Below are 20262 nucleotides of genomic sequence, written 5' to 3'. Positions count from 1 at the left end.
AGCCGTTTGTTCGGCAGGACTACCGTGACAGACTGACTGATAATCAGTCAAGGGTGGTGTGCGGCCGGTGCTGGCATCGCGGGCCGCAGCCGATCAATATGGACGGGTGCACAACGGCCGGCAGAAACGTGACCACAGCTTCGAAATCACCTGTCCCGTCATCTGTGGGCGGTCATGAGCACCGGCGCCGAAGTGGTGGTGAACCGTCTGCTCGCCGAAGGCGTCGACGTGTGCTTCGCCAACCCGGGCACCTCGGAAATGCACTTCGTTGCGGCGTTGGATGCTGCCCCGGACATGCGCCCGGTGTTGTGCCTGTTCGAAGGCGTCGCCACCGGAGCCGCCGACGGGTACGCGCGCATCTCCGGTAGGCCCGCGGCGACGCTGCTACACCTCGGCCCCGGCATGGCCAACGGCCTGGCAAACCTGCACAACGCCCGCCGGGCGTTCAGCCCCGTGGTCAATGTCGTCGGCGATCATGCGACGTACCACCAACCTCTCGACGCACCGCTGGAATCCGATATCGACGCGCTCGGGCGCTGGGCGCACGGTTCGGTACACCGGCCGGAATCGGCGACCGATCTCGACGCGGCCGTCCACGGCGCCGTGCAGAGCGCGACCGGTGCGCCCGGACGGGTCGCCACCGTGATCCTGCCCGCCGACTATTCCTGGGGCAGCGCACCGCAGAACCCATTGCCGGACAAGGTGTCTCCCCAAGAGCCGGCGTCGGGCGGCGACATGGATGTTGCCGGAGCCGCCGAACTGCTGCGCGCGCAGGGGGAGCGCGCGGTGTTGCTGCTCGGTGGTGCGGCCACCGGCGTCGACGGTCTGCGGGCGGCAGCACGCATCCACTCGGCCACCGGGGCCCGCGTCCTGGTCGAGACCTTCCCGGCCCGGCTGACCCGCGGGCAGGGGGTACCCGCTATCGAGCGTCTCGGCTACCTGGCCGAGCAGGCCACTCAACAGCTCTCCGGGGCAACGCATCTGGTGCTCGTCGGCGCGAAGTCGCCGGTGTCGTTTTTTGCCTATCCGGGTAAGCCGAGCGTGCTGGTGCCCGACGGGGCTGAAGTCCGTACCCTGGCTATCGACGATTTGTCCGGCCTCGCAGACGAATTGGGTGGGACGGTGCCGGCCACACCGCAACTCGCTCCGGCTGACCTGCCGACGGGGCCGCTCAACCCGCAGAACCTGGCGCAGGTGATGGCAGCACTGCTACCCGAGAACGCCATCATCTCCGATGAAGCCAACACGAGTGGGGTGTTCCTGCCGGCCGCCACCGCGTCGTCTCCGCGTCACGATGTCCTCACCCTGACCGGTGGCGCCATCGGGCAGGGCCTGCCGGTGGCGGTGGGAGCCGCGATCGCCGCGCCGGACCGCCCGGTGATCGCTCTGCAATCCGACGGCAGTGCGGCATACACCATTTCGGCACTGTGGACGATGGCCCGCGAGCAACTCGATGTCACGGTGGTGATCCTCAACAACCACGCTTATGCCATCCTGCAGCTTGAGCTGCTGCGAGTGGGCACGCGCGCCGATGGGGAGCGGTCGCGCTCGCTACTCGATCTGCGCCGGCCCGACATCGACTTCGCTTCCATCGCAGAGGGGTTCGGTGTACCGGCCACCCGGGCCGGGACCGCCGAGGAACTCGCCGACCAGTTCCGCGCGGCACTGGCAGAGCCGGGTCCACACCTGATCGACGCCGCACTGCCGACGTGGTCGCCGGGATAACCGAGGGTGCGTCGATCACTGGCTCGGTCGGCGCTTCTCCAACACGACTGCTGCGATCGGTATGCGCATCTCCTCGGGCTCAGCAGACAGCCGGGCCGCGATGCCCGCATGCAGCCGGTCGTAGAACGCCGGCAACCGGTCTGGGGCGCCGCCGATCGCCGCGCCCAGATCGGCGAACGCGGTGAACCGGCAGAAATCGGCCCAGCGAGTGCCGAAAGCGCGGGCGTTGCGGTCACTGCGGTACGCGTTGAAGATTCGGTCTTCGGCGTCGAACAGCTCCACGTGCTGGATCTCCAACCGCTCGAACCGACCCGACGGGGCGAACGGCGCGGCGAAATCCGCGGCGCGGCGGCCGGCGATCGGCAGCGACATTCGGGAGACCTCGTCGGCACTGACCACACCGTCGGTGACCAACTCGGCGAGCGTGCTGAACACGGACCCGAACAACGGTCGATAACCGAAGTCGCCGTCGTCGCCCAGCGCGGTCGTCAACACCACCAGGCGACCGCCCGGGCACAGCTCGCGGCCACGAAAAGCGATGAACTCGTGCCAATCGTGAGCCGCCTGCCTGGCATAGGCGGCGCGCACCCGGTCATCGGAGCTGTAGGCGGCGACGACGTGATCGGTGACCGGCATCGGCACCCGGTCCAACCGCACGATCGCCCAGGCCGACCAGCCCAGGTGCACGCTGTTCGACGGCAGGATCTGGCCGTAGAACGACCGGCCGATGGCCGAACTGAACGTGGCCGAATCCTTGTGCAGATAGGACTCCGGATCTTCTTCGAGGATCCGGAACATCATGGAGAAGTCGTTGTCGGCGACATCGGTGTGCGTCACCAGGACCGAGTGCTCGGGGCGGGTGCGGCCGCGCAGGGCCGTGATCGCGGCATTGACGGGCTGCATCGAATTCTGGGCGGTGCCCGCTCCGTAATCGGCGATGACGATGGGCTGTGGCGGCGCCGGGATCGGCACGGTGCGCGCAGCCAGCTCGAGAAGCTTGATCGCCGAACTCATTCCGGCGGTATGCGGGTGGGGCGTCGTTCGGCGGCGCGCGGGCATGGTTAGCCTCGCCGCCGCCGGCGCAGCAGCAGTCCGATGAGAAGACCCATGACGAAAATGATGACCAAGATGAACCACATCGGCGACTCGACGGTCACCCACAGCACGTGCACGCCGACCCGATCACGGTTCTGTGCGACGAAGATCGCGGCGAGGGCGACCAGGATCAGGGCCACCCAGTAGCGCAGCGCAAACCGCCGGACCGGGCCGGTCGTTGCGGGGGATTCGGTCTCGTCGCGAGGCATACCCCGACGGTAGCTCGCCATTCGCCGGCTATGACAGACTTCGGCCGTGAGTAACGGACGGAGCGCCCCGCGCACTGCCCTCATCGTGTCCGTCGTCGCCTTGGTCGTCGGTGTTCTCGGCGTGATCGTCTCGGTGATGGTGAACGCGTTCGTGATAGCTGATGACGACGCCTACGGGGAGGTGCCGATTCCCGGCACGGCCAGCCTGGAGCTGCCGGCCGGTGATGTGGACATCAGCTATCGCGCCACCACCCTCACGGTAGGCGGCAAAGGAGTGCATGTCCCTCCGATTCAACTGGGCATCACTCCGCCGGCGGGCGTCGCCTACCCGCGCATCACCGACTCGATGAGCAACTCTTCGAAGACCAACCGGGAAGTCACGGTGCGGGTCTTCACCGCGCACATCGAGCAGGCCGGTACCTACCGGATCGACGCCAAGGCATCGGTGTTCGAGTCTCAGAACCCCCGGCTGGCCTTCGGTCACAGCAGCCCCTATTACTGGGTGATGTGGCCCTTCATCGGTGTGGCGCTCCTGGGCGGCGCCGCACTGGCCGCCTCGATCGTGTGGTCGATGCGCTCGGGGAAGCGAACGTATCCGGTCGCGCCGGAGGGATTCGGTGCTCCGGCCGGCTGGCCCCCGTCGGATCAGCCGGCACAGGGGACGCCCACCTACGCGCCGACCTATGCCCAGCCTGAGGTTCCCACCGACCAGGCGGTCAGGCTCGAACAGCTCAAAACGATTGCTGCCCTGCGTGATACCGGTGCGCTGACCGAGGCGGAGTTCGAAGCGGAAAAGCGTCGGATCCTGGGAAGCTGAGCCTGCGAGGCGGTCCGGTCAGGTGGCGGACGCCAGCCGGCTCAGTCCCAGCGCGCGACGGGTCTGAGCCGCATCGCGCAAGTCGTGCTGGGCAATTCGGGCCAGTTGCGCGGCGCGTTCGACCAGCTGAACGTTTCCGGTCACCGGCTCTGTTGCCGAGTACCGCAACACGTCCTCCATCCCGACCCGGACATTGCCGCCGAGCGCCATCGCCGTCAGCAGCACCGGTACCGACGCCCGGCCGATACCCGTCGCCGACCACGAACACCCCTGCGGCAACGCGGCGTGCGCGGCCACCAGTGTGCTGGTATTGCCGGGCATTCCGCCGGGCACGCCCATCACCAGATTGCAGTGGACCACACCTTGCTTGGGCGGCCCGAAGCGATCGAGCAGGCGGTGCAACGTGGCGATGTGTCCGAAGTCGAAGCACTCGAACTCCGGCAGCACCTCGCGATCGAGGGCGGCCTGGTAGAGCTCTTCGATGAATCCGAGCGGATTCGAGAACACGTCGTGACCGAAGTTGACCGTGCCGCAGGTCAATGAACATGACTCGGGTTCCAGATCCAGTACCTTCAAACGAGTTTCGAACGGATCGTGGACACTGCCGCCGGTCGAGAGCTGCACGATGAGGTCGGTGTGCTCCCGAACTCCTGCGACGATCTCGCTGAGCACGGAATGCTCAAGCGTCGAGTTGCCCGCAGCGTCGCGGCCGTGAATGTGGATCAGTGCCGCACCGGCCTGTTCGCACGCGATCGCCTCGGCAACGATCTCGTCGGGCTGGAGCGGAATGTTCGGATTGTCGGACTTCGTCGATTCGGCGCCGGTAGGGGCAACGGTGATGAACACTGCGCTCACTTCTCCGCTCCGGGCACTACCAGCACCGCCACCGCGCTCGTTACCAGCAGCTTCTCCGCGAGCTGGACGGCGCCAGACTCCCGCTCGGTGTGGTCCGACCGCGACGTGACGTGCGCCTGCAACTCGAGGCGCCGGCTGCGCCGCCCGACCGACGTGATGCGTCCGGTCACCTCCAGCAGATCCCCGGCGAGCACCGGCTCATGGAAGTCGACCGCCTCATAGCCTGCGAGCAGACCCTCGTCACCTTCGGTGACGATGCTCAGCTCCGTGGCCACTTCGCCGAAGATCCGCATCACGTAGGCGCCGTCGATGAGTCCGCCGGCGTAGTGAGCGTCGGCATAGGACACATACCGACGGTGGACGATCTCGGTCATCGAATTCCTTTGGTCGTTGTTCTCGGGAGTCAGTGGGCGTGCAGGTGCTGTTCGAAGAACCCGCGCACTCGTGGGTCGGAGCGGACGATGTCCAGCGCGAGCTCGGCGTGTCCGGGCACGTAGCCCGAACCGATGTACAGGTCGAAGTCCAGACACAGCGCTTCGGCACCCAGCGCCACCACCGGGAAGCTGGTGGCCATCGAGAAGTAGAGGATGGCGCCGCCGGGCCGGGTTGCCAGCATCGCCGCGTGCTCACAGCCCGGCGCATTCACGCAGACGAACGTGACATCCGCGGGTCCGCCGTGGTCGTCGAGCACCTGCCGCACCCGCACGGGGTCGGTGGCGTCGGCCACGAGCACCTGATCGAAAAGATCGAGTTCGCGCAGATGCTCGGCTTCTGCGGCACCCGGTACGACGGACACCGTCTGCACGCCGTGCCGTCGTGCTGCCGAGGCGCTGAGTACGGCGCTCTTTCCGCCGCCGAGCAGTAACAGCCGCTGGGCTCGGCCGGACAAGAGCGTGCGGGACAGGATCCGCTCGGCCTGGGCGGGCGCGCCGCACACGTCGAGCACTGCCAGCACGAGTTCCTCGGGAAGGTCATCGGGCAGAGCGCTGATCATGCGGGGAGCCGGGACCACCGCCCGCGCCTCCAGCGGAACCACTTCGGTCCGGGTATCCCAGCGTTGCAAGGAGTCTCGGATCTGAAGGGGAGTGGCAGTCAGGGAGATCAAGGTGGCCACCCGGTCACCCGGCCGGTACGGAGCGCATTCGGCCGGGTCCGCGACTGCGCTGACCGTTCCGACCAACATGCCGCCCGAGCCCGTGCGCGGATTGGACATCTTGCCGCGGGTGGCGACGATGTCGAGCACCTCGGCGCGGATGGCCGCAGGGTTGCCGTCGTGGTGTTCGGCGAGGTCGCGATAGCTCGCGGAGTCCAGGTTGAGAAATCCGACCTCGATCTCGATGTCACTGCCGGTCAACGGTTCTGCGGTGGAGAGCCGGTAGGCTGCCTGCGGCAGTGCGCCGGCCGGGGACATCACCAGGTGTGTTCCGATCGAACTCACGAGCTCTTCCTCCGCGGCTTACGGGCGGCCACAGCGTTCAGGCTGAGCTCGACGAAGTTCGAGATCACTGCATCCAGATCGAGCCGGCCCCCAGGGCGGTACCAGTGCGCCACGCCGGTGCACATCTCCAGTAGTGACTTGGTCGCAACATCGACGTCGCTGACCGTGAACTGCCCGGCCTTCTTGCCCGCGTCGATCGTTCGGTTCCAGATGGCCTCATAGTCGTCGCGGTACTTCACGATGGTCTCGCGGTTGGCCCCGGACAGCGCACGCACCTCGGTGTCGCTGACGATGCACTGGAGGCGTCGTTCGGCGTGGGAGCGGACGTGGACGGCGACCAGGGCGGCCAGCCGATCTGCCGGATTGATCTTGCCCTGCAACGCGATCTCGGCGTCACGCAGCAGGGTCAGCATGTTCTCGGTGAGGATCTCGACGAGCAGATCCTCCTTGGTGCTCATGTAGTGGTACAGCGTGGCGAGTGAGACTCCCGCCTCCTCAGCGATCCGCCGGATCCCGGTGCCGGCGAAGCCCACGGTGCTGAAGAGTTCGAGCGCGGCTGTACGGATCTCCTGCCGAGCCGAGTCGGATTGGCCGGTGGACATTGCACCCCCTCAAAGTGTCGATCGAACGATCTAGTCCAGGAGCATACAACTACGCCTCGGGGATACGTCAATCATCGAACGATCAGTCGAAATATCTTGTTAACACTGGTGATACGCGAGTTCTGACGAGATTCGGCATTCCTATTGCTGGCGGATGGGTTCGACAGTATTCTCAGATCGCCCGATCGATCGATCGACTCAGGACGTGAATCAGGAGACCCCGCTGTGAGAGTGAAGATATTGGCGGCCGCAGTGGCGGTCGGTGCGCTTGCCGTCGTCCCGGCCTGCAGCGTCGCAGAACCGGCCGGCACCGACTCGTCCACGAGTGTCGAGAGGGTCGCCGAGATCGCACCCGACAAACTGGTGCGCGGCGGCAATCTCACCGCCTGCATGGACATGCCCTACCAGCCATTCCAGTACTTCGACGAGGCGGGCGAACCGATCGGCGTCGACATCGATCTGATGACCGAGGTCGCTGCCCGGCTGGGTCTCAAGCCGAACTTCCAGAATGCGGTGTTCGACACCATCGTTGCCGCGGTCAAGGGCGGTAAGTGCGATCTCATCTGGGCCGATCAATACGTCACACCCGAGCGGGTGCAGCAGCTGGACATGATGGCCTACTGGAAGGCTGCCGAGGTGGTTGTGGTGCCGGAGGGCAATCCCAAGCACATCGGCAACAAGGACCAACTGTGTGGATTCAAGGTCGCCGGTCAGAAGGGCGGCGCCGACGTCGCAGCACTGGAGAAACTCAGCGCCGCCTGTACCGGCAAGGGTGAGCCGGCGATCAATGTCCTCCAATTCCCGCGCAGCCCAGACGCTTACCAGGCGCTGGCCTCGGGACAGGTGGACGCCTGGATGACCGAAGAGGTTGCCGCCCTGCTCCTGAAGAAGGAGGGGAAGGCCAAGGTCGAGTTCACCGACACTTTCGCCCTGGGCGACGGTGCACTGGCCGGTCTCACCGCCTTCTCGTTCCGTCCGGACGATCCGGCGATCAAGGATCCGGTGATGAAAGCCGTCCAGTCGATGATCGACGACGGCACCTGGCACAAGATCTGGGAGAAGTGGGGTCTCGCCGACATTGCCGTAGGCCCGAAATCCGTCTGACACACCCCGGCAGGGCAGGGTGGCAACGGGCCACCCTGCCGTGGAAAGGATTTCATGGATATCAAGCTTGTGGCAGCAGCCAACAGTTATCCGTTCGACTGGCCCGCGTTCTGGGATTACCTGACGAACCCCAGCAGCATGATCGTCAAGGGCCTGGTGCTGACGGTGATCATCGCGATCATCTCGCAGGCGCTCGGTGTCTTGATCGGGCTGGCTGCCGCGCTGGCCCGGGGAAGCAGATTCCGTGCGGTCCGCTGGTTCGCGGCGGGCTACATCGGGCTGTTTCGCGGTACCCCGTTCCTGGTACAGGTTTCGATCATCTTCTTCGCCGGCTTCCCCTTCTTCGGGCTGTCCATCTTCGGCGGCTACCGCTGGGATGACCTGCGAATACTGGGCTTCGTGATCTTCGGGCGGATTCTGGCCGGCATCTTCGCACTGTCTCTGAACGAGGGTGCCTACATGGCCGAGATCATCCGGGCCGGGATCAGTTCAGTGGAGACGGGACAGGTGGAAGCAGCCCATGCAATCGGGATGACCCATCGGCAGACCATGCGGCGCATCGTGCTTCCCCAGGCGGCCCGGACGATTGTCCCGCCATTGGGCAATCAGTTCAATCTGATGCTCAAGAGCACGTCGCTGTTGTCGGTCATCAGCGTGACCGAGCTCTACACGGCCGCCGCCATCATCCAGGGGCAGACCTTCCAGCCGTTCGAGGTGTTCGGCGCTGTTGCCATTTATTACCTTGCACTCACTGCGATCTGGACCGTCATCCAGGGCCAGATCGAGCGCAGGATGAACCACCCCAATGTGCAAGCGAAGTCCAAACGTGGGTCCGCGTGGGCCCGTCAACCCGCCGGGAGCGTCGCATGAGCGATCACCTCATCGAGGTATGCGGAGTCAGCAAGTGGTTCGGCGACCGTCAGATCCTGCACGATGTGGACCTCTCGGTGAAGCGCGGTGAGGTCGTGGTCATCATCGGCCCGTCCGGATCGGGCAAGACCACGCTGTTGCGCTGCATCAACCATCTCGAAGAACCCGAGAGCGGACAGGTGCTCATGGACGGGGTACGGATTGGCACCAGGTTGGTGGGGAAGACGGCCAAACCGCTGGGCAATGTGGAACTGGCCCGGCAGCGCGCCCAGGTCGGCATGGTGTTCCAGCGCTTCAACTTGTTCAGCCACCGCACCGCGCTGCAGAACATCACCGAGGGCATGGTCCATGTCGCCGGCGTGCCCAAAGCTGATGCCGAAAAGACTGCGCGCGAACTGCTGGAACAGGTGGGCCTGCCGGACAAGGCGGATTCCTATCCACGCCAGCTCTCAGGCGGCCAGCAGCAGCGGATCGCGATTGCCCGGGCGCTCGGCATGAAGCCCAAAGCAATCCTGTTCGACGAGCCGACCAGTGCCCTCGATCCCGAGACCGTCGGCGACGTACTCGATGTCATGAAGAAGTTGGCCACGTCGGGTATGACCATGGTGATGGCCACGCATGAAATGGGTTTCGCGCGAGACGTGGCTGACCGGGTCATCATGATGGACCAGGGCCGCATCGTGGAATCAGGGCCACCGGACGAGTTCTTCGCAGGGCCGTCGTCGGAGCGCACCCGCCAATTCCTGGCCCGGGTGCGGTGACGACCGATGTCATGACTGTGCTGGGTCCGGTTCCGGCCGACCGACTCGGTGTGGTTCTCCCGCACGAACATCTGTTCTGTAACACGTTGGCCGAGTACCGTTCTGATGGCCTGATCGACGACGTCGGCCTCATTGTCGCCGAACTCTCGCGGTTCAAGGCGGCCGGCGGTGGCACGGTGGTCGAGCTGACCTGCCCCAACATCGGACGCCGTCCGGACCTGCTGCGACAGGTATCCGAGGCCAGCGGCGTGCACATCGTGATGGGCTGCGGGTATTACCGCGATCCCTACCTGGGCGGCACCGATCTGGATCGGCAGACGGTCGCGCAGATCGGCGAGCGCCTGACCGGCGAGATCGGTCACGGCGTGGACGGTGTCCGCCCGGGCATCATCGGTGAGGTGGGTGCCGACGCACGATGGGTCTCGGCATTGGAGGAGCGTGCGTTGCGGGCCGCGGCGTGGGCGCAACGGCGCACCGGTTTGACGGTGACGCTGCATGCGGCTCGCTGGCCGGTGGGTCGCGATCTTCTGGACATCCTGGCCGAGGGGGAGGTGCCGATGGACCGCGTGATCGTCGGACACCTGGATACGGTCAACGATCCGCAGTTTCACCTCGAGGTGGCACGGCGCGGGTGCTGGGTTGAGTTCGACGGCTTCACCACGGCGGTTGCCTACGACACCGAGCGGATTGCGGGTTTCGTAGCGCGGCTGGTGGACGAAGGCCATGGGAGCCGGGTGCTGCTGTCCCACGACCTGTTCCGGCTCAGTCACTTTCACGCCTACGGAGGAGTGGGATTCACCTACCTGCTGGACCAGGTACCGCGGGTGCTCAAGGCGCGGGGCGTGGGCGACGACGTGGTGACGGCAATGCTCACCACCAACCCGCAACGGGCGCTGGCCGGGATCGACTGAGCGACACGATGTCCCGCGTGGATCGGGATGGCTAGGCCGCCTGCGTTGCCCAGCCGGACCGCCGGAAGGATCCGGCCGGCACGAATCGCTCCAACAGCGCGTCGGCGGGTTCACCGGCGAATTCACTGATCAGCTGTTTGGCGGCGGCCACCGAGGTGAGTGATTCGACCGGCCGTGGATCATCGAGCAGGCCAAACAGTTTCGAGGCGAATCGGGGGCTGCCCTGCGCCGCCGCGAAGAACAGGTTGCCGTACTCGGCCAGCTCCGGATCGGACAGGAACAACCGGGTGACCAACTGCGCGGACCGTGCCCGGTGGGCATAGAAGTCCTCGAATGTGCCGCGCAGCCAGGCCTCGTCGAACCGGCCCTCATGTGCGGCAGCCCGGCGGACCAGGGTGGCGGCGTGGACCAGCCCACCCTGGGCGCCCTGGCCGGCGATCGGGTCGAAGGACACCGCGGTATCGCCCAGGGCGGCCACCGGATGACCGCTCGCGGTGCGGCCCACACCCGACCGAACCACCTGGGTGACGGCGCCTTTCAACCACGAGTGCGGATCGTCCTCGAGAATCCTTAACGCGCTCACCTCCGGCAGGTCCCAGTCGATGTAGTCGCGGTGCAGCGCGGTCACGATGTCGAGTGCGGACTGCGCGCTGTGGGCACCGGCGAAGCGGCGTTCCCAGTCACTGCCCGGCCGGGCCCAGCCCAGAAATGTCCACGTCGGTCCGGCATCCTTGTGCAGATATCCGCCCAGCCACGATTCGCCCTGATCGGTGACCACGGTGAAGGCGTTGTGGCGCCCACCCGCACCGCCACGATGGGCGAAAACGTCTGGACCGTAAGGTAATCCGGTCAGAGTCACGGTCAGCAGGCTGCGCTGGGGGCTGTCGTAGGCGGAGCGCTCGGCGTCGACCGGAAAGAGGGACGACAAGCCGCCGCGGCCGGTGGCCACCAGCGTCAGATCGGCACCGGCGGCGATGGCATCCAGTCGCGCCGGGTCGACCGCCTCGACCACGAACCGCCCACCTCGCTGCCGGAACAACGTCAGCCGGTCGTCGGCCTTGAGGCGAGTGTCCACCGCAACCCCGACGAACCCGTCGAAGTCGGCGTCGAACGCGATCGCCTCGGCGCGGTCCGGACCGGAGCCGTCGAGTACCCGCACGCTCTGTCCGGTCGAGGTCGGGGAGCTGGCCAGATAGGTGCTGAGCCCAAGGGACTCCTCGGCCCGCTGCGCCTCTCCGAAGATCAGGGCGGTGCCGGTGGCCGGAACATCGTCGCGCAGACTGCGCTGGTCCCGGTCGCTGTAGAGGGTGACGTCAAACCCGTTGTCCAACAGCCCGAGCGCGGCCGTCACTCCGGTCTGCCCGGCGCCGATCACTGCTGCGGTACGCCCATCCGAACTCGTCATGGCTGCCACTATGGGCGCACCACGGTGCCGCGTTAAGGAACTGGCTCAGCGTGATCGCAATGGCCCTAGGGCCGCGCAGACCCGATCATCGAGAACAACGGGTCGGTGGGACCGATGTCGAGGGTGCATTCGTGGGTCCGAGGATCCGGCACGAAGGCCCAGAACATCGCGCCCGCGGCGCCCATCGTGCGCATCTGGGCGATGGCATCACCGAGGAAGTTCCTCCGCTCATCCAGCGAATCGCAGGAACCGGCCTCCATGCCGATCTCGGCGACGACCAACGGCTTGCCTACCGCATGTGTCTGCGCGACGCGGCGCTGTAGGCCGTCGTACACGTCTCCGGGCAGATAGTCGGTCTCCTCGTAGAAGTGGTACTCGAGCACATCGACGCCGGGGGACGCGGCCACCATCTCGAACTCGTGTCCCGCTGACCCGCACTGCCCACCGCCTGCGTGACCGCTGAAGATGACGGTGCCAGGGTCCAATTCGCGGATCCGGGCTCCAGCGACATCCAGGAACGCCCGCAGTGTCTCCGGCGCGGTGGCGTGACAACTGCGCTTGGTCCAGTGGCAGGTGTGGTCCAGGCAGTAGGACGGCTCGGGTTCGCCCACCGCGGTCCAGCCGGCAAGTGATGGGGAGCCGCCCCAGCGCTTGACCGCGGTGTCCACCCACGCGGCGAACGTCATCGGCAAACCGTGTGAGATGTCGGTGCGCCAGCCGCCCGCGTACCAGTCGTAATCTTTGAAATAGCCGTTCTCGCAACCGCCGTCGTCACTGGTGAGCACCGCGATCAGTAGCTGCCCATATCGTTCGGCGGCCCGGAACACCGCATCGAGCGAGGTGAAATCGAGCTGCCCGGTGTACTTGTTCACCGCGAAACTGGAGTAGGCGTTGAAACGGGTCAGCGAGTGCGGCGGCAGGCTGCTGAAGTACGAGTCGAGATCGACCTGGGCGCCGCACCCCGCGTTCACGGACCAGTTTGTGGCCAGTTGGTAGGCGTTGATACCGATCGGCCACCACGGATTGCCATCCAAGGTCAACGAAGTGCCCGAGACGCCGAACTTGGGCATCGCTACTTGACCGACGGTGGGTGCGGTAGCCGCAGTGGTGAGCGGCGGCATCGGCTCGGGCGCCGACGGTGAGCAGGCCGTCGCGACCAGTAGTGCCACGAAAAGCAACACCACGGTGCGAGATGGCCTGTCGACCATTGACCCAGGTTAGCCAGTCAGCTGCGGCCTCAAGCGCTAATGCCGGACGTGCGTGGCCACTTCCTCCTCGCCGCTCGTTCCTCGCGGCTCGTCGTCAGTGCCCGTGTTGGTTTGGGGCTCTTCCTTCTCGCCGCTCGTTCCTCGCGGCTCGTCGTCAGTGCCCGCGGGCCACCCAGTCGTCGTAGTGCACGATCTCGTCGCCGATGGTGGTGGTGTCGCCGTGGCCGGTGTAGACCACCGTCTCACCGGGCAGCAGGCCCAGCCGCTTGGAGATCGATTCCAGGATGGTCGGGAAGTCGGAGTAGGACCGTCCGGTGGCACCCGGCCCGCCCGCAAACAGGGTGTCGCCGGAGATCACCGCGTTCAGTTCGGGGATCGACCAGCAGACCGATCCCGGGGAGTGCCCGGGGGTGTGCAGAGCGTGCAACTCGATGCCGCCGGCGCGCAATATCTGACCGTCCTCGACGGTTCGGAAATCACTGTCGGGGTGGACGACTCGCCACAGCATCTCGTCGGCCGGGTGCAGCAGCACCGGTGCGTCGAGTGCCTTGCCCAGTTCGGGGGCGACGGTGATGTGGTCGTTGTGGCCGTGGGTGCAGACGACCGCGACGACGTTGCGTCCGCCGACGGCCTCGATGATCGGGTCCGCGGTGTGGGCGGCGTCGAACACCACCACATCGGAGTCGTCGCCGACGATCCAGATGTTGTTGTCGACGTCCCAGCTGCCACCGTCGAGCTCGAAGGTGCCGCTGGTGACCACCCGCTGGATCTGGGCGGGGCCGCTCATTTCTTCAACACCACGACAGAGCGCAGGACCTCGCCGGCGTGCATCTTGTGGAACGCGTCCTCGATCGCGTCCAGCTCGATGCGCTCGGAGACGAACTTGTCCAACGGCAGCCGGCCCTGACGGTACAGCGAGATCAGGGTGGGGAAGTCGCGCTCGGGCAGGCAGTCGCCGTACCAGGAGGACTTCAATGAGCCGCCGCGGGAGAAGAAGTCCACCAACGGCATTTCCAGGGTCATGTCCGGGGTCGGGACACCGACCAGCACCACCGTGCCGGCCAGATCGCGGGCGTAGAACGCCTGCTTCCAGGTCTCGGGACGGCCCACCGCGTCGATCACCACGTCGGCGCCGAACCCGTCGGTCAGATCCTGGATGGTCTCGACCGCGTCGAGTTCGCGGGCGTTGATGGTGTGGGTGGCGCCGAACCCGCGGGCCCAGTCCAGCTTCTTGTTGTCAGTGTCGACAGCGATGATCTTCTTGGCGCCGACCAAGGCGGCACCGGCGATCGCGGCATCACCCACGCCGCCGCAGCCGATCACCGCGACGGTGTCGTCGCGGGTCACCGCGCCGGTGTTGATGGCCGCGCCGATGCCGGCCATGACACCGCAGCCCAGCAGGCCGGCCACCGCCGGATCCGCCTCGGAATCGACCTTGGTGCACTGGCCTTCATGCACCAGGGTCTTGTCGGCGAAGGCGCCGATGCCCAGCGCCGGGGTCAGCTCGGTGCCGTCGGTCAGCGTCATCTTCTGTGCCGCGTTGTGGGTGTCGAAGCACAGCTGCGGGCGGCCTCGCTTGCAGGCCCGGCACTCCCCACACACCGCACGCCAGTTCAGGATCACGAAGTCACCGGGTTCGACGTGGGTGACGCCCTCGCCGACCGATTCGACGGTGCCGGCGGCCTCGTGGCCCAACAGGAACGGATACTCGTCGTTGATGCCGCCCTCGCGGTAGGTCAGGTCGGTATGGCACACGCCGCAGGCGATGATGTCGACCACCACCTCGCCGGGACCCGGATCGGGAATGACAATGTCGACCAACTCGACGGGCTGCTTCTTGCTCCGCGAAATCACACCACGCACTGTCTGAGGCATGCCTATAACTTAATGCAAACCGGACAGGTGTCCAATTAGTGGTCGGATATCGTCGCCGCTGAATCCCGGTCTGGTCACCTCTCGCCGAGCTACGGTGAGTTGTGGTCGACGATCGAACCCAATTGCTGGTGGTGGCCCGTACGGCGTATCGCCGAAATGACTGGCGCACCAGCTACGAATCCTTCAGCCTCGTCGACGGGGTGCAGACCCTCGACACCGACGATCTTGCCGTATATGCGTCGGCGGCTTGGCGTCAGGGGCACGGTCGCGAATCCGTCCGGATCAACGAACAGGTGCACACCCGCCTGCTGCGGACCGACCCGGTGCAGGCGGCGATGAAGGCTGCCGAACTCGGATTGGCCTGGCTGGCCCGTGGTCATCTCGCGCTGGCCCGCAGCTGGGCACAGCGCGCGCAGGTGCTGCTCGACGGCGTCCCCGAGACCACCGCGCACGGCTACCTGGTGTACCTGCTCGCGGTGACGGCGGCCGACGCCGGAGATCGCGAGCAATTCGGATCTGCGACACGACAACTGGCCGTCATCGCGGAGAACTTGGACGATGCCGCCCTGGTCGCGCTGGCGCGGGCACTCGCCGGCACAGCTGCCGTCGCTGCCGGCGACCCTGCCGGGTACCAAACTCTCGACCAGGTACTGCTGCCGGTGCTCGACGAACCCGTGCCGGTGGAGTGGGCGGCCGATGTGTACCGGCGGGCGTTGAGCCTGGCGCACCGGCAGAACGCGGACGACCGGGTGAGGTCCTGGGCGCAGTCCATGCAGCGGTGGTGTGATGCCACCGAACCGGACTCGACCCAGTCGGCGTACCGGGCCGTCTGCGACGTACACCGGCTCTCCGCGGTCAGGGACACCGATCCTCGAGATCTCGTTCGCCAGGTGGTCGGGCTGCGCCGCCTGGTCGCCGACGTGGATGCGGTGGCCGCGGGAATGGTCGAGGAATTGCTTTCCCGGACTGTGGGGCGAGCCCGCTAGATTTGCCGGGTGATGAGCGCTGGCGCGAAGAACAGACGGTCCTGATGAATGCCGATGTTCTCGCCGTTGTCGATACCTGGCCGGTCGACTCGGTCGCCGCTGCAGTGGTCGGCCCATCTGGGGTGCTGGCCAGCCGCGGCGACACGACCAAGGCCTTTACGTTGGCCTCGGTGACCAAACCGCTCGTGGCGCGGGCCGCGCAGATCGCGATCGAAGAAGGCGCGGTCGACCTCGACACCCCGGCCGGCCCGCCCGGTTCGACGATCCGTCACCTGTTGGCCCACGCATCGGGTGTGGCCATGCGTTCGGCCGAGGTGCTCGCGCAGCCGGGCCAGCGTCGCATCTACTCCAACTACGGATTCGAACTGCTGGCCCGCGCCGTCGAGGAGGCAGCCGATATTGAGTTCGGCGCCTATCTCACCGAGGCGGTGTTCCAGCCGCTGGAGATGTCCGCGTCCGTGCTGTTGGGCGGGGCGGAGGCGGCCGGGTTCGGCGGTGTGTCGACCGTTGCCGACCTGGCGGTGTTCGCCCGGGAGTTGTTGCGGCCGGCGTTGGTTTCGCAGGACCTGCACGACGAGGCCGTGACAGTGCAGTTTCCCGGCCTTGACGGGGTGTTGCCGGGTTTCGGTGTGCAGCGGCCCAACGACTGGGGGATGGGGTTCGAGCTCCGGGACGGTAAATCCCCGCATTGGACGGGGTCGGCGAACTCGCCCCGCACGTTCGGTCATTTCGGCCAGTCGGGGACGTTTCTGTGGGTCGATCCGGTCGCTGACCTGGCGTTGGTGGTGTTGACCGACCGCGACTTCGGGGACTGGACCTACCCGCTGTGGCCCGCGATATCTGATGGAGTGCTGAGAGAAAACGGGACAGACTAGCGCAACACTGGCCACACAAGGCACAATAGACACGCGCGACACACACAACTGCATGCTCGATCGGAATACCAGGCCGTTGGGGAAGACGTCCCTCGTATCCGAAGGAGTAGCAGATGCGTGCGTCGAACCAGTTCGCCGACGCGGCGACAGGCGTGGTGTATGTCCATGCCTCACCCGCGGCGGTATGCCCGCACGTTGAGTGGGCGTTGTCGTCGACCCTGTCGGCGCGGGCGAACCTGAAGTGGACACCGCAACCGGCCATGCCTGGCCAGTTGCGCGCGGTGACCAATTGGGTCGGGCCCGTCGGCACCGGGGCGCAGTTGGCCAATGCCCTGCGCTCCTGGTCGGTGCTGCGCTTCGAGGTGACCGAGGACCCCAGTGCCGGAGTAGACGGACACCGCTGGTGCCACACCCCGCAGCTGGGCCTGTGGAGCGGTGCCATGAGTGCCAATGGCGATGTGATGGTCGGCGAGATGCGGCTGCGCTCCCTGATGGCCGGCGGTGCCGACATGCTGGCAGCCGAACTCGACACCGTGCTGGGCACCGCGTGGGACGAGTCCCTCGAGCCGTACCGCAACGGTGGTGACGGCGCCGAGGTGACCTGGCTGAACAGGGGCGTGGGGTAGCTCTCGTCAGCTACGGGCCCAGAGGCAGTAGCCGCTGAGCTTCGACGTGAACATGTGGTCGCTGATCTCAAAGGTCAGCGACCGGCCCGGTTCGGCACTGAACGCCTCGGGCGCCGACGTCTTGCCGGCGCCCAGGACGTCGACAACCTCGGCGCTGCAATGGGCGTCGGCTGTCTGCGGTGTCGCCGTCCACGTGCCCGCCGAGGCTTCCGGATTCCGTCGGCCCTGCCCGTGCAGGATCAGCTCGGGCCCGGTGGTCAGCCAGCGGTCCGACGACGGATAGGGATTGGTGAACCGCTGCCAGGTGCCGTCCGTGCATTGCAGTAGCAGCCGGTTGTTGCCGACTTGTCCGGGATCGGCGGGGGTCAGCGCACCGGCGAGACCTTCGGCGCATGACGCATCAGGCTGCGGTGCCGCGGTTTCGGGCGGCCCTTGCGGTACCGGTTCGGGATCGGCGTGCGCGCAGGCGCTCGTGGTGAGTGCGGCAGCCAGCGAGAGGGCCGCCGCACTCAATGCCAACGCTCGACACATCGTTATACCGAGACCGTCTTCATCGTGGCCAGGTCGGTCTGCATCAACCGCACGTTGTATTCACCCCAGTAGGACAGGTTGTAGTACAGGTAGTGCGAGTTGTCCTCGACCACATTGCCGTTGGCGTCGACCTTGTTGAAGTAGTCGGTGCCCGACATCGGATGGACCATCGGCGCATACATGCCGGTGTTGGTCGTCAGGTTGTTGTTCACCAGCGTCGTCGTATCCGACCATTCACCCTGCGGTGAATCCGACACCCGCATCACCACGTTGTTGCCGCCATCGGTGTAGAGCACGACGTACTTGCCCAGATACTCGTTGTACTGGACCGACATTTCGCTGACATTGCCGTTGGTGGGCAGACCGCCGACCCAGATGCCGTTCGCGATCTTGGTGAAGAGCCCGAACGTGAAGAAGTCCGCGACCCGGTACAGCGTCGGCAGGAAATCGGTGCTGCTGGAGCCGAACACCGGAACTGCGGCCGACGGATCACCGGTCACCCATTGCCCCGCGCCACCGGAATTCTCACCGGCCCAGTACTCGTAGGCATCCAGGTTGGTGATCTGATCTTTCTCCACGCGGGCCACATACGCCGAACCCTGTCTGCCCGAAGGTGTCCCGTACACGTAGACGTAGGGGTCAGTCGGGTCGTCCGACATCACCAGGGCGTTCTGCTGGAAGTGCTCGTCGCCGGGGACGTATGCCGGGCCCGCGCGGAACCAGCCCGATGAACGGATGGTGGCGGGGTCGACGGTCCAGGTCTTACCGCCGTCGTCGGAGTAGGCGATTCCGGAGTAGTTCGTGGTCCAGCTGCCCGGGTTGTCCCAGGTCCGGATCGACATCACCGTCGCGTACTGCCGGTAACCGCCTTCGGCGTCGGGGTTTTCGATCGCGATCGCCGAGGTCGGGATCATCGTGTAGGTCCGGCCGAACAATCCGTCTTGGCCGGGGTCGTAGATGATCTGGGTGGCGCCGGCCGGCGCGACTCCGGTGCCGTACCACTGGTGAACCCCGTTGGGGTCGCCGGGATACTGCGCTCCGGCGTTGATCACCGCACCGTTGAATTGCAGGCCGTCGGACAGATCGGTGTCGATGGTCCGGAACAGCACGTTGTTACGCCAGTCGCCCGCCATGCCCGGCTCGCTGTAGGAATCGCCGAACAACGTATAGATGACGGGTTTTCCGGTCACAGGGTCGGTGTAGCCGCTGTTCCACATGATGCCCAGGTCCGTGCCGGCGATGTACCAGTGGTCGGTGACGCCGACTCCGGTCACCCACCCGAGCGGTGTGGTGGCGCCCGCCAGGGAGGACGGAACCTGCGGCTTGGCCGTCAGGTTATCGGTCTGCACAGCGGTATTGGGGGCGGCGGCCGCCATCGGCTGGATCTCACCCTCGGCCACCACCGACGCGGCGTCCTTGGCCGATACCACCCGAGACGCGATCGGATTGATCGACCGCTCGAATTCCCTACGCGTCCAAGCCATCATGGCCCACAGCGCGGGGGACTGGGCCGGTGCCACCGGGCTGGTACCGGCACCGAACGGGGTCAGGCCGGCGACGCTCAGTAGTGCTGACACGACCGGCGGTGCGGCGATCTTGGGCGCGGCGGACTCGGGATTGGAGACCGGCGCTGCCGGCACGATCGAGATCTCCGGCAACGCGGCCGGGACGTCGAATGTCGTGACCTCGGTGCGCGATGCCGAGATGACGTCGCGGCCGCGCTGGGGGACGTCTTCTGCCACCTCCTTGAGGCGCACCACCACGGTGTTGGGGCGTTGCGCGCGCTGCGAATCGGGCGCAGACGTCGCGGCTTCCGGGACCGTGCGGGCGGTATCGGTCTTCTCGCCGACGTCGGCTTTGTTGCCCGCCTCGGGGGCATTGGTGAGAGAGCCCTGAATCTTGCTCCGGGCCTTGGTCGTCCGGGTTCGCGGCGGGGTGCGCGCGGCGTCGAGGCGGTTCTGCGTCTGCTTGATCGCGTCACCGACGTCATTCAGACCGGACTCGACGTCCTTGCGGATCCGCTCGCCGATCTTCGACAGAGTGCCGGACGGAGTGGTGGCCGGCTTCTTGACGTTCGAGGGTTTGCTCGGAGTCTTTTTCTCTCCAGAGCTCGAGGCGGCGCCGTCGGAGCTTCCCGCGGTGGATTTGCCAGGATCGCCGGACCCGCCTTCCGCCCAGGCGATTCCGGTTCCTGAGGTCAATGCCGTGCCGATGCCGAGAGCGACGGCCAGTGCGCCGACGCGGCCGATGTATTTGGTCGATTCCATGACGCTCCGTACCAGTCCACTCACTCACAACCCCGGCCCAGACGAAACGTACCGCGTGCCGCTGACGGCGTCGGGCAAACACGCCGAATCGTGGAAAAGTGG

Annotated in this window: 21 protein-coding genes; 9 read left to right on the top strand and 12 right to left on the bottom strand. The window is 66.2% G+C overall.

The window, feature by feature from the left end:
* Positions 1-174 precede the first annotated feature (174 nt).
* Positions 175-1725, top strand: a complete 1551-nt coding sequence (locus ACWEFV_RS15245; RefSeq protein ID WP_450070736.1) for an acetolactate synthase large subunit — start codon at positions 175-177, stop codon at positions 1723-1725.
* A 15-nt stretch (positions 1726-1740) separates the two neighbouring features.
* On the opposite strand, the gene ACWEFV_RS15240 is transcribed toward ACWEFV_RS15245, so the two are convergent.
* Entirely contained in the window at positions 1741-2784 is a 1044-nt protein-coding gene (locus ACWEFV_RS15240; protein ID WP_450070735.1) for an SAM-dependent methyltransferase, read from the bottom strand.
* A gap of 2 nt (positions 2785-2786) precedes the next feature.
* A complete protein-coding gene (locus ACWEFV_RS15235) occupies positions 2787-3029 on the bottom strand; it encodes an LPXTG cell wall anchor domain-containing protein (protein ID WP_135455969.1) in 243 nt (80 codons plus the stop codon).
* A 46-nt stretch (positions 3030-3075) separates the two neighbouring features.
* Between ACWEFV_RS15235 and ACWEFV_RS15230 the strand changes: the two genes are divergently transcribed.
* On the top strand, positions 3076-3846 hold the full coding sequence (locus tag ACWEFV_RS15230; protein WP_450070734.1) for an SHOCT domain-containing protein: 771 nt from the start codon (positions 3076-3078) through the stop codon (positions 3844-3846).
* Between the two features lie 18 nt (positions 3847-3864).
* Here the strand turns inward: ACWEFV_RS15230 and ACWEFV_RS15225 are convergent, their stop codons facing one another.
* Genes ACWEFV_RS15225 through ACWEFV_RS15210 form a run of 4 tightly spaced genes read right to left on the bottom strand, consistent with a single transcriptional unit; the run spans position 3865 to position 6741 of the window.
* Complete coding sequence (locus ACWEFV_RS15225) at positions 3865-4701, bottom strand: 3-keto-5-aminohexanoate cleavage protein (protein ID WP_450070733.1); 837 nt, start codon at positions 4699-4701, stop codon at positions 3865-3867.
* On the bottom strand, positions 4698-5075 hold the full coding sequence (locus tag ACWEFV_RS15220) for a hotdog domain-containing protein (protein WP_135455963.1): 378 nt from the start codon (positions 5073-5075) through the stop codon (positions 4698-4700). The genes ACWEFV_RS15225 and ACWEFV_RS15220 overlap by 4 nt, the downstream gene beginning before the upstream one ends.
* Positions 5076-5104: 29 nt before the next feature.
* On the bottom strand, positions 5105-6139 hold the full coding sequence (locus ACWEFV_RS15215) for a hypothetical protein (protein ID WP_450070732.1): 1035 nt from the start codon (positions 6137-6139) through the stop codon (positions 5105-5107).
* On the bottom strand, positions 6136-6741 hold the full coding sequence (locus tag ACWEFV_RS15210) for a TetR/AcrR family transcriptional regulator (RefSeq protein ID WP_135455961.1): 606 nt from the start codon (positions 6739-6741) through the stop codon (positions 6136-6138). Before ACWEFV_RS15210 ends, ACWEFV_RS15215 begins: the two co-directional genes overlap by 4 nt.
* 225 nt (positions 6742-6966) lie before the next feature.
* On the opposite strand from ACWEFV_RS15210, the gene ACWEFV_RS15205 reads away from it, so the two are divergent.
* From ACWEFV_RS15205 to ACWEFV_RS15190, 4 genes are read left to right on the top strand one after another with little or no spacing between them, the layout of a single operon-like run.
* Positions 6967-7845 (top strand): ABC transporter substrate-binding protein, encoded by an 879-nt coding sequence (locus tag ACWEFV_RS15205; protein WP_135455959.1) that lies wholly within the window; start codon positions 6967-6969, stop codon positions 7843-7845.
* Between the two features lie 54 nt (positions 7846-7899).
* Positions 7900-8715 carry an amino acid ABC transporter permease gene (locus ACWEFV_RS15200; RefSeq protein WP_135455957.1) on the top strand — a complete coding sequence of 272 codons (816 nt, stop codon included), beginning with the start codon at positions 7900-7902 and terminating at the stop codon, positions 8713-8715.
* Positions 8712-9476, top strand: a complete 765-nt coding sequence (locus tag ACWEFV_RS15195) for an amino acid ABC transporter ATP-binding protein (RefSeq protein WP_450070731.1) — start codon at positions 8712-8714, stop codon at positions 9474-9476. The genes ACWEFV_RS15200 and ACWEFV_RS15195 overlap by 4 nt, the downstream gene beginning before the upstream one ends.
* A gap of 11 nt (positions 9477-9487) precedes the next feature.
* Complete coding sequence (locus ACWEFV_RS15190) at positions 9488-10387, top strand: phosphotriesterase family protein (RefSeq protein ID WP_450070730.1); 900 nt, start codon at positions 9488-9490, stop codon at positions 10385-10387.
* A gap of 31 nt (positions 10388-10418) precedes the next feature.
* Here the strand turns inward: ACWEFV_RS15190 and ACWEFV_RS15185 are convergent, their stop codons facing one another.
* The 4 genes from ACWEFV_RS15185 to ACWEFV_RS15170 all read right to left on the bottom strand — a co-directional run bounded on the left by ACWEFV_RS15185 (position 10419) and on the right by ACWEFV_RS15170 (position 14875).
* Entirely contained in the window at positions 10419-11792 is a 1374-nt protein-coding gene (locus tag ACWEFV_RS15185) for a styrene monooxygenase/indole monooxygenase family protein (RefSeq protein ID WP_167857887.1), read from the bottom strand.
* A 65-nt stretch (positions 11793-11857) separates the two neighbouring features.
* A complete protein-coding gene (locus ACWEFV_RS15180; RefSeq protein WP_450070729.1) occupies positions 11858-13000 on the bottom strand; it encodes a beta-mannosidase in 1143 nt (380 codons plus the stop codon).
* A 154-nt stretch (positions 13001-13154) separates the two neighbouring features.
* On the bottom strand, positions 13155-13787 hold the full coding sequence (locus ACWEFV_RS15175) for an MBL fold metallo-hydrolase (protein ID WP_450070728.1): 633 nt from the start codon (positions 13785-13787) through the stop codon (positions 13155-13157).
* Positions 13784-14875, bottom strand: a complete 1092-nt coding sequence (locus ACWEFV_RS15170; RefSeq protein ID WP_450070727.1) for an S-(hydroxymethyl)mycothiol dehydrogenase — start codon at positions 14873-14875, stop codon at positions 13784-13786. The genes ACWEFV_RS15175 and ACWEFV_RS15170 overlap by 4 nt, the downstream gene beginning before the upstream one ends.
* 101 nt (positions 14876-14976) lie before the next feature.
* On the opposite strand from ACWEFV_RS15170, the gene ACWEFV_RS15165 reads away from it, so the two are divergent.
* From ACWEFV_RS15165 to ACWEFV_RS15155, 3 genes are all read left to right on the top strand, one after another.
* Positions 14977-15861, top strand: coding sequence for a chemotaxis protein CheY (locus tag ACWEFV_RS15165; RefSeq protein ID WP_450070726.1), 885 nt, complete (start codon positions 14977-14979; stop codon positions 15859-15861).
* A gap of 44 nt (positions 15862-15905) precedes the next feature.
* Positions 15906-16736: a serine hydrolase domain-containing protein gene (locus tag ACWEFV_RS15160; protein ID WP_450070725.1), complete on the top strand. Its 831-nt coding sequence runs from the start codon at positions 15906-15908 to the stop codon at positions 16734-16736.
* 113 nt (positions 16737-16849) lie between these two features.
* Entirely contained in the window at positions 16850-17362 is a 513-nt protein-coding gene (locus ACWEFV_RS15155; RefSeq protein ID WP_135455943.1) for a DUF3145 domain-containing protein, read from the top strand.
* A 6-nt stretch (positions 17363-17368) separates the two neighbouring features.
* Here the strand turns inward: ACWEFV_RS15155 and ACWEFV_RS15150 are convergent, their stop codons facing one another.
* Positions 17369-17881 carry a hypothetical protein gene (locus ACWEFV_RS15150; RefSeq protein ID WP_450070724.1) on the bottom strand — a complete coding sequence of 171 codons (513 nt, stop codon included), beginning with the start codon at positions 17879-17881 and terminating at the stop codon, positions 17369-17371.
* 14 nt (positions 17882-17895) lie between these two features.
* Positions 17896-20160 carry a DUF4185 domain-containing protein gene (locus tag ACWEFV_RS15145; protein WP_450070723.1) on the bottom strand — a complete coding sequence of 755 codons (2265 nt, stop codon included), beginning with the start codon at positions 20158-20160 and terminating at the stop codon, positions 17896-17898.
* Positions 20161-20262: the final 102 nt, after the last annotated feature.

This window comes from Mycobacterium sp. NPDC004974 (assembly GCF_053600815.1).
Note: the sequence above shows the minus strand (reverse complement) of the source record. Positions and strands in the feature narration are given on the sequence as shown.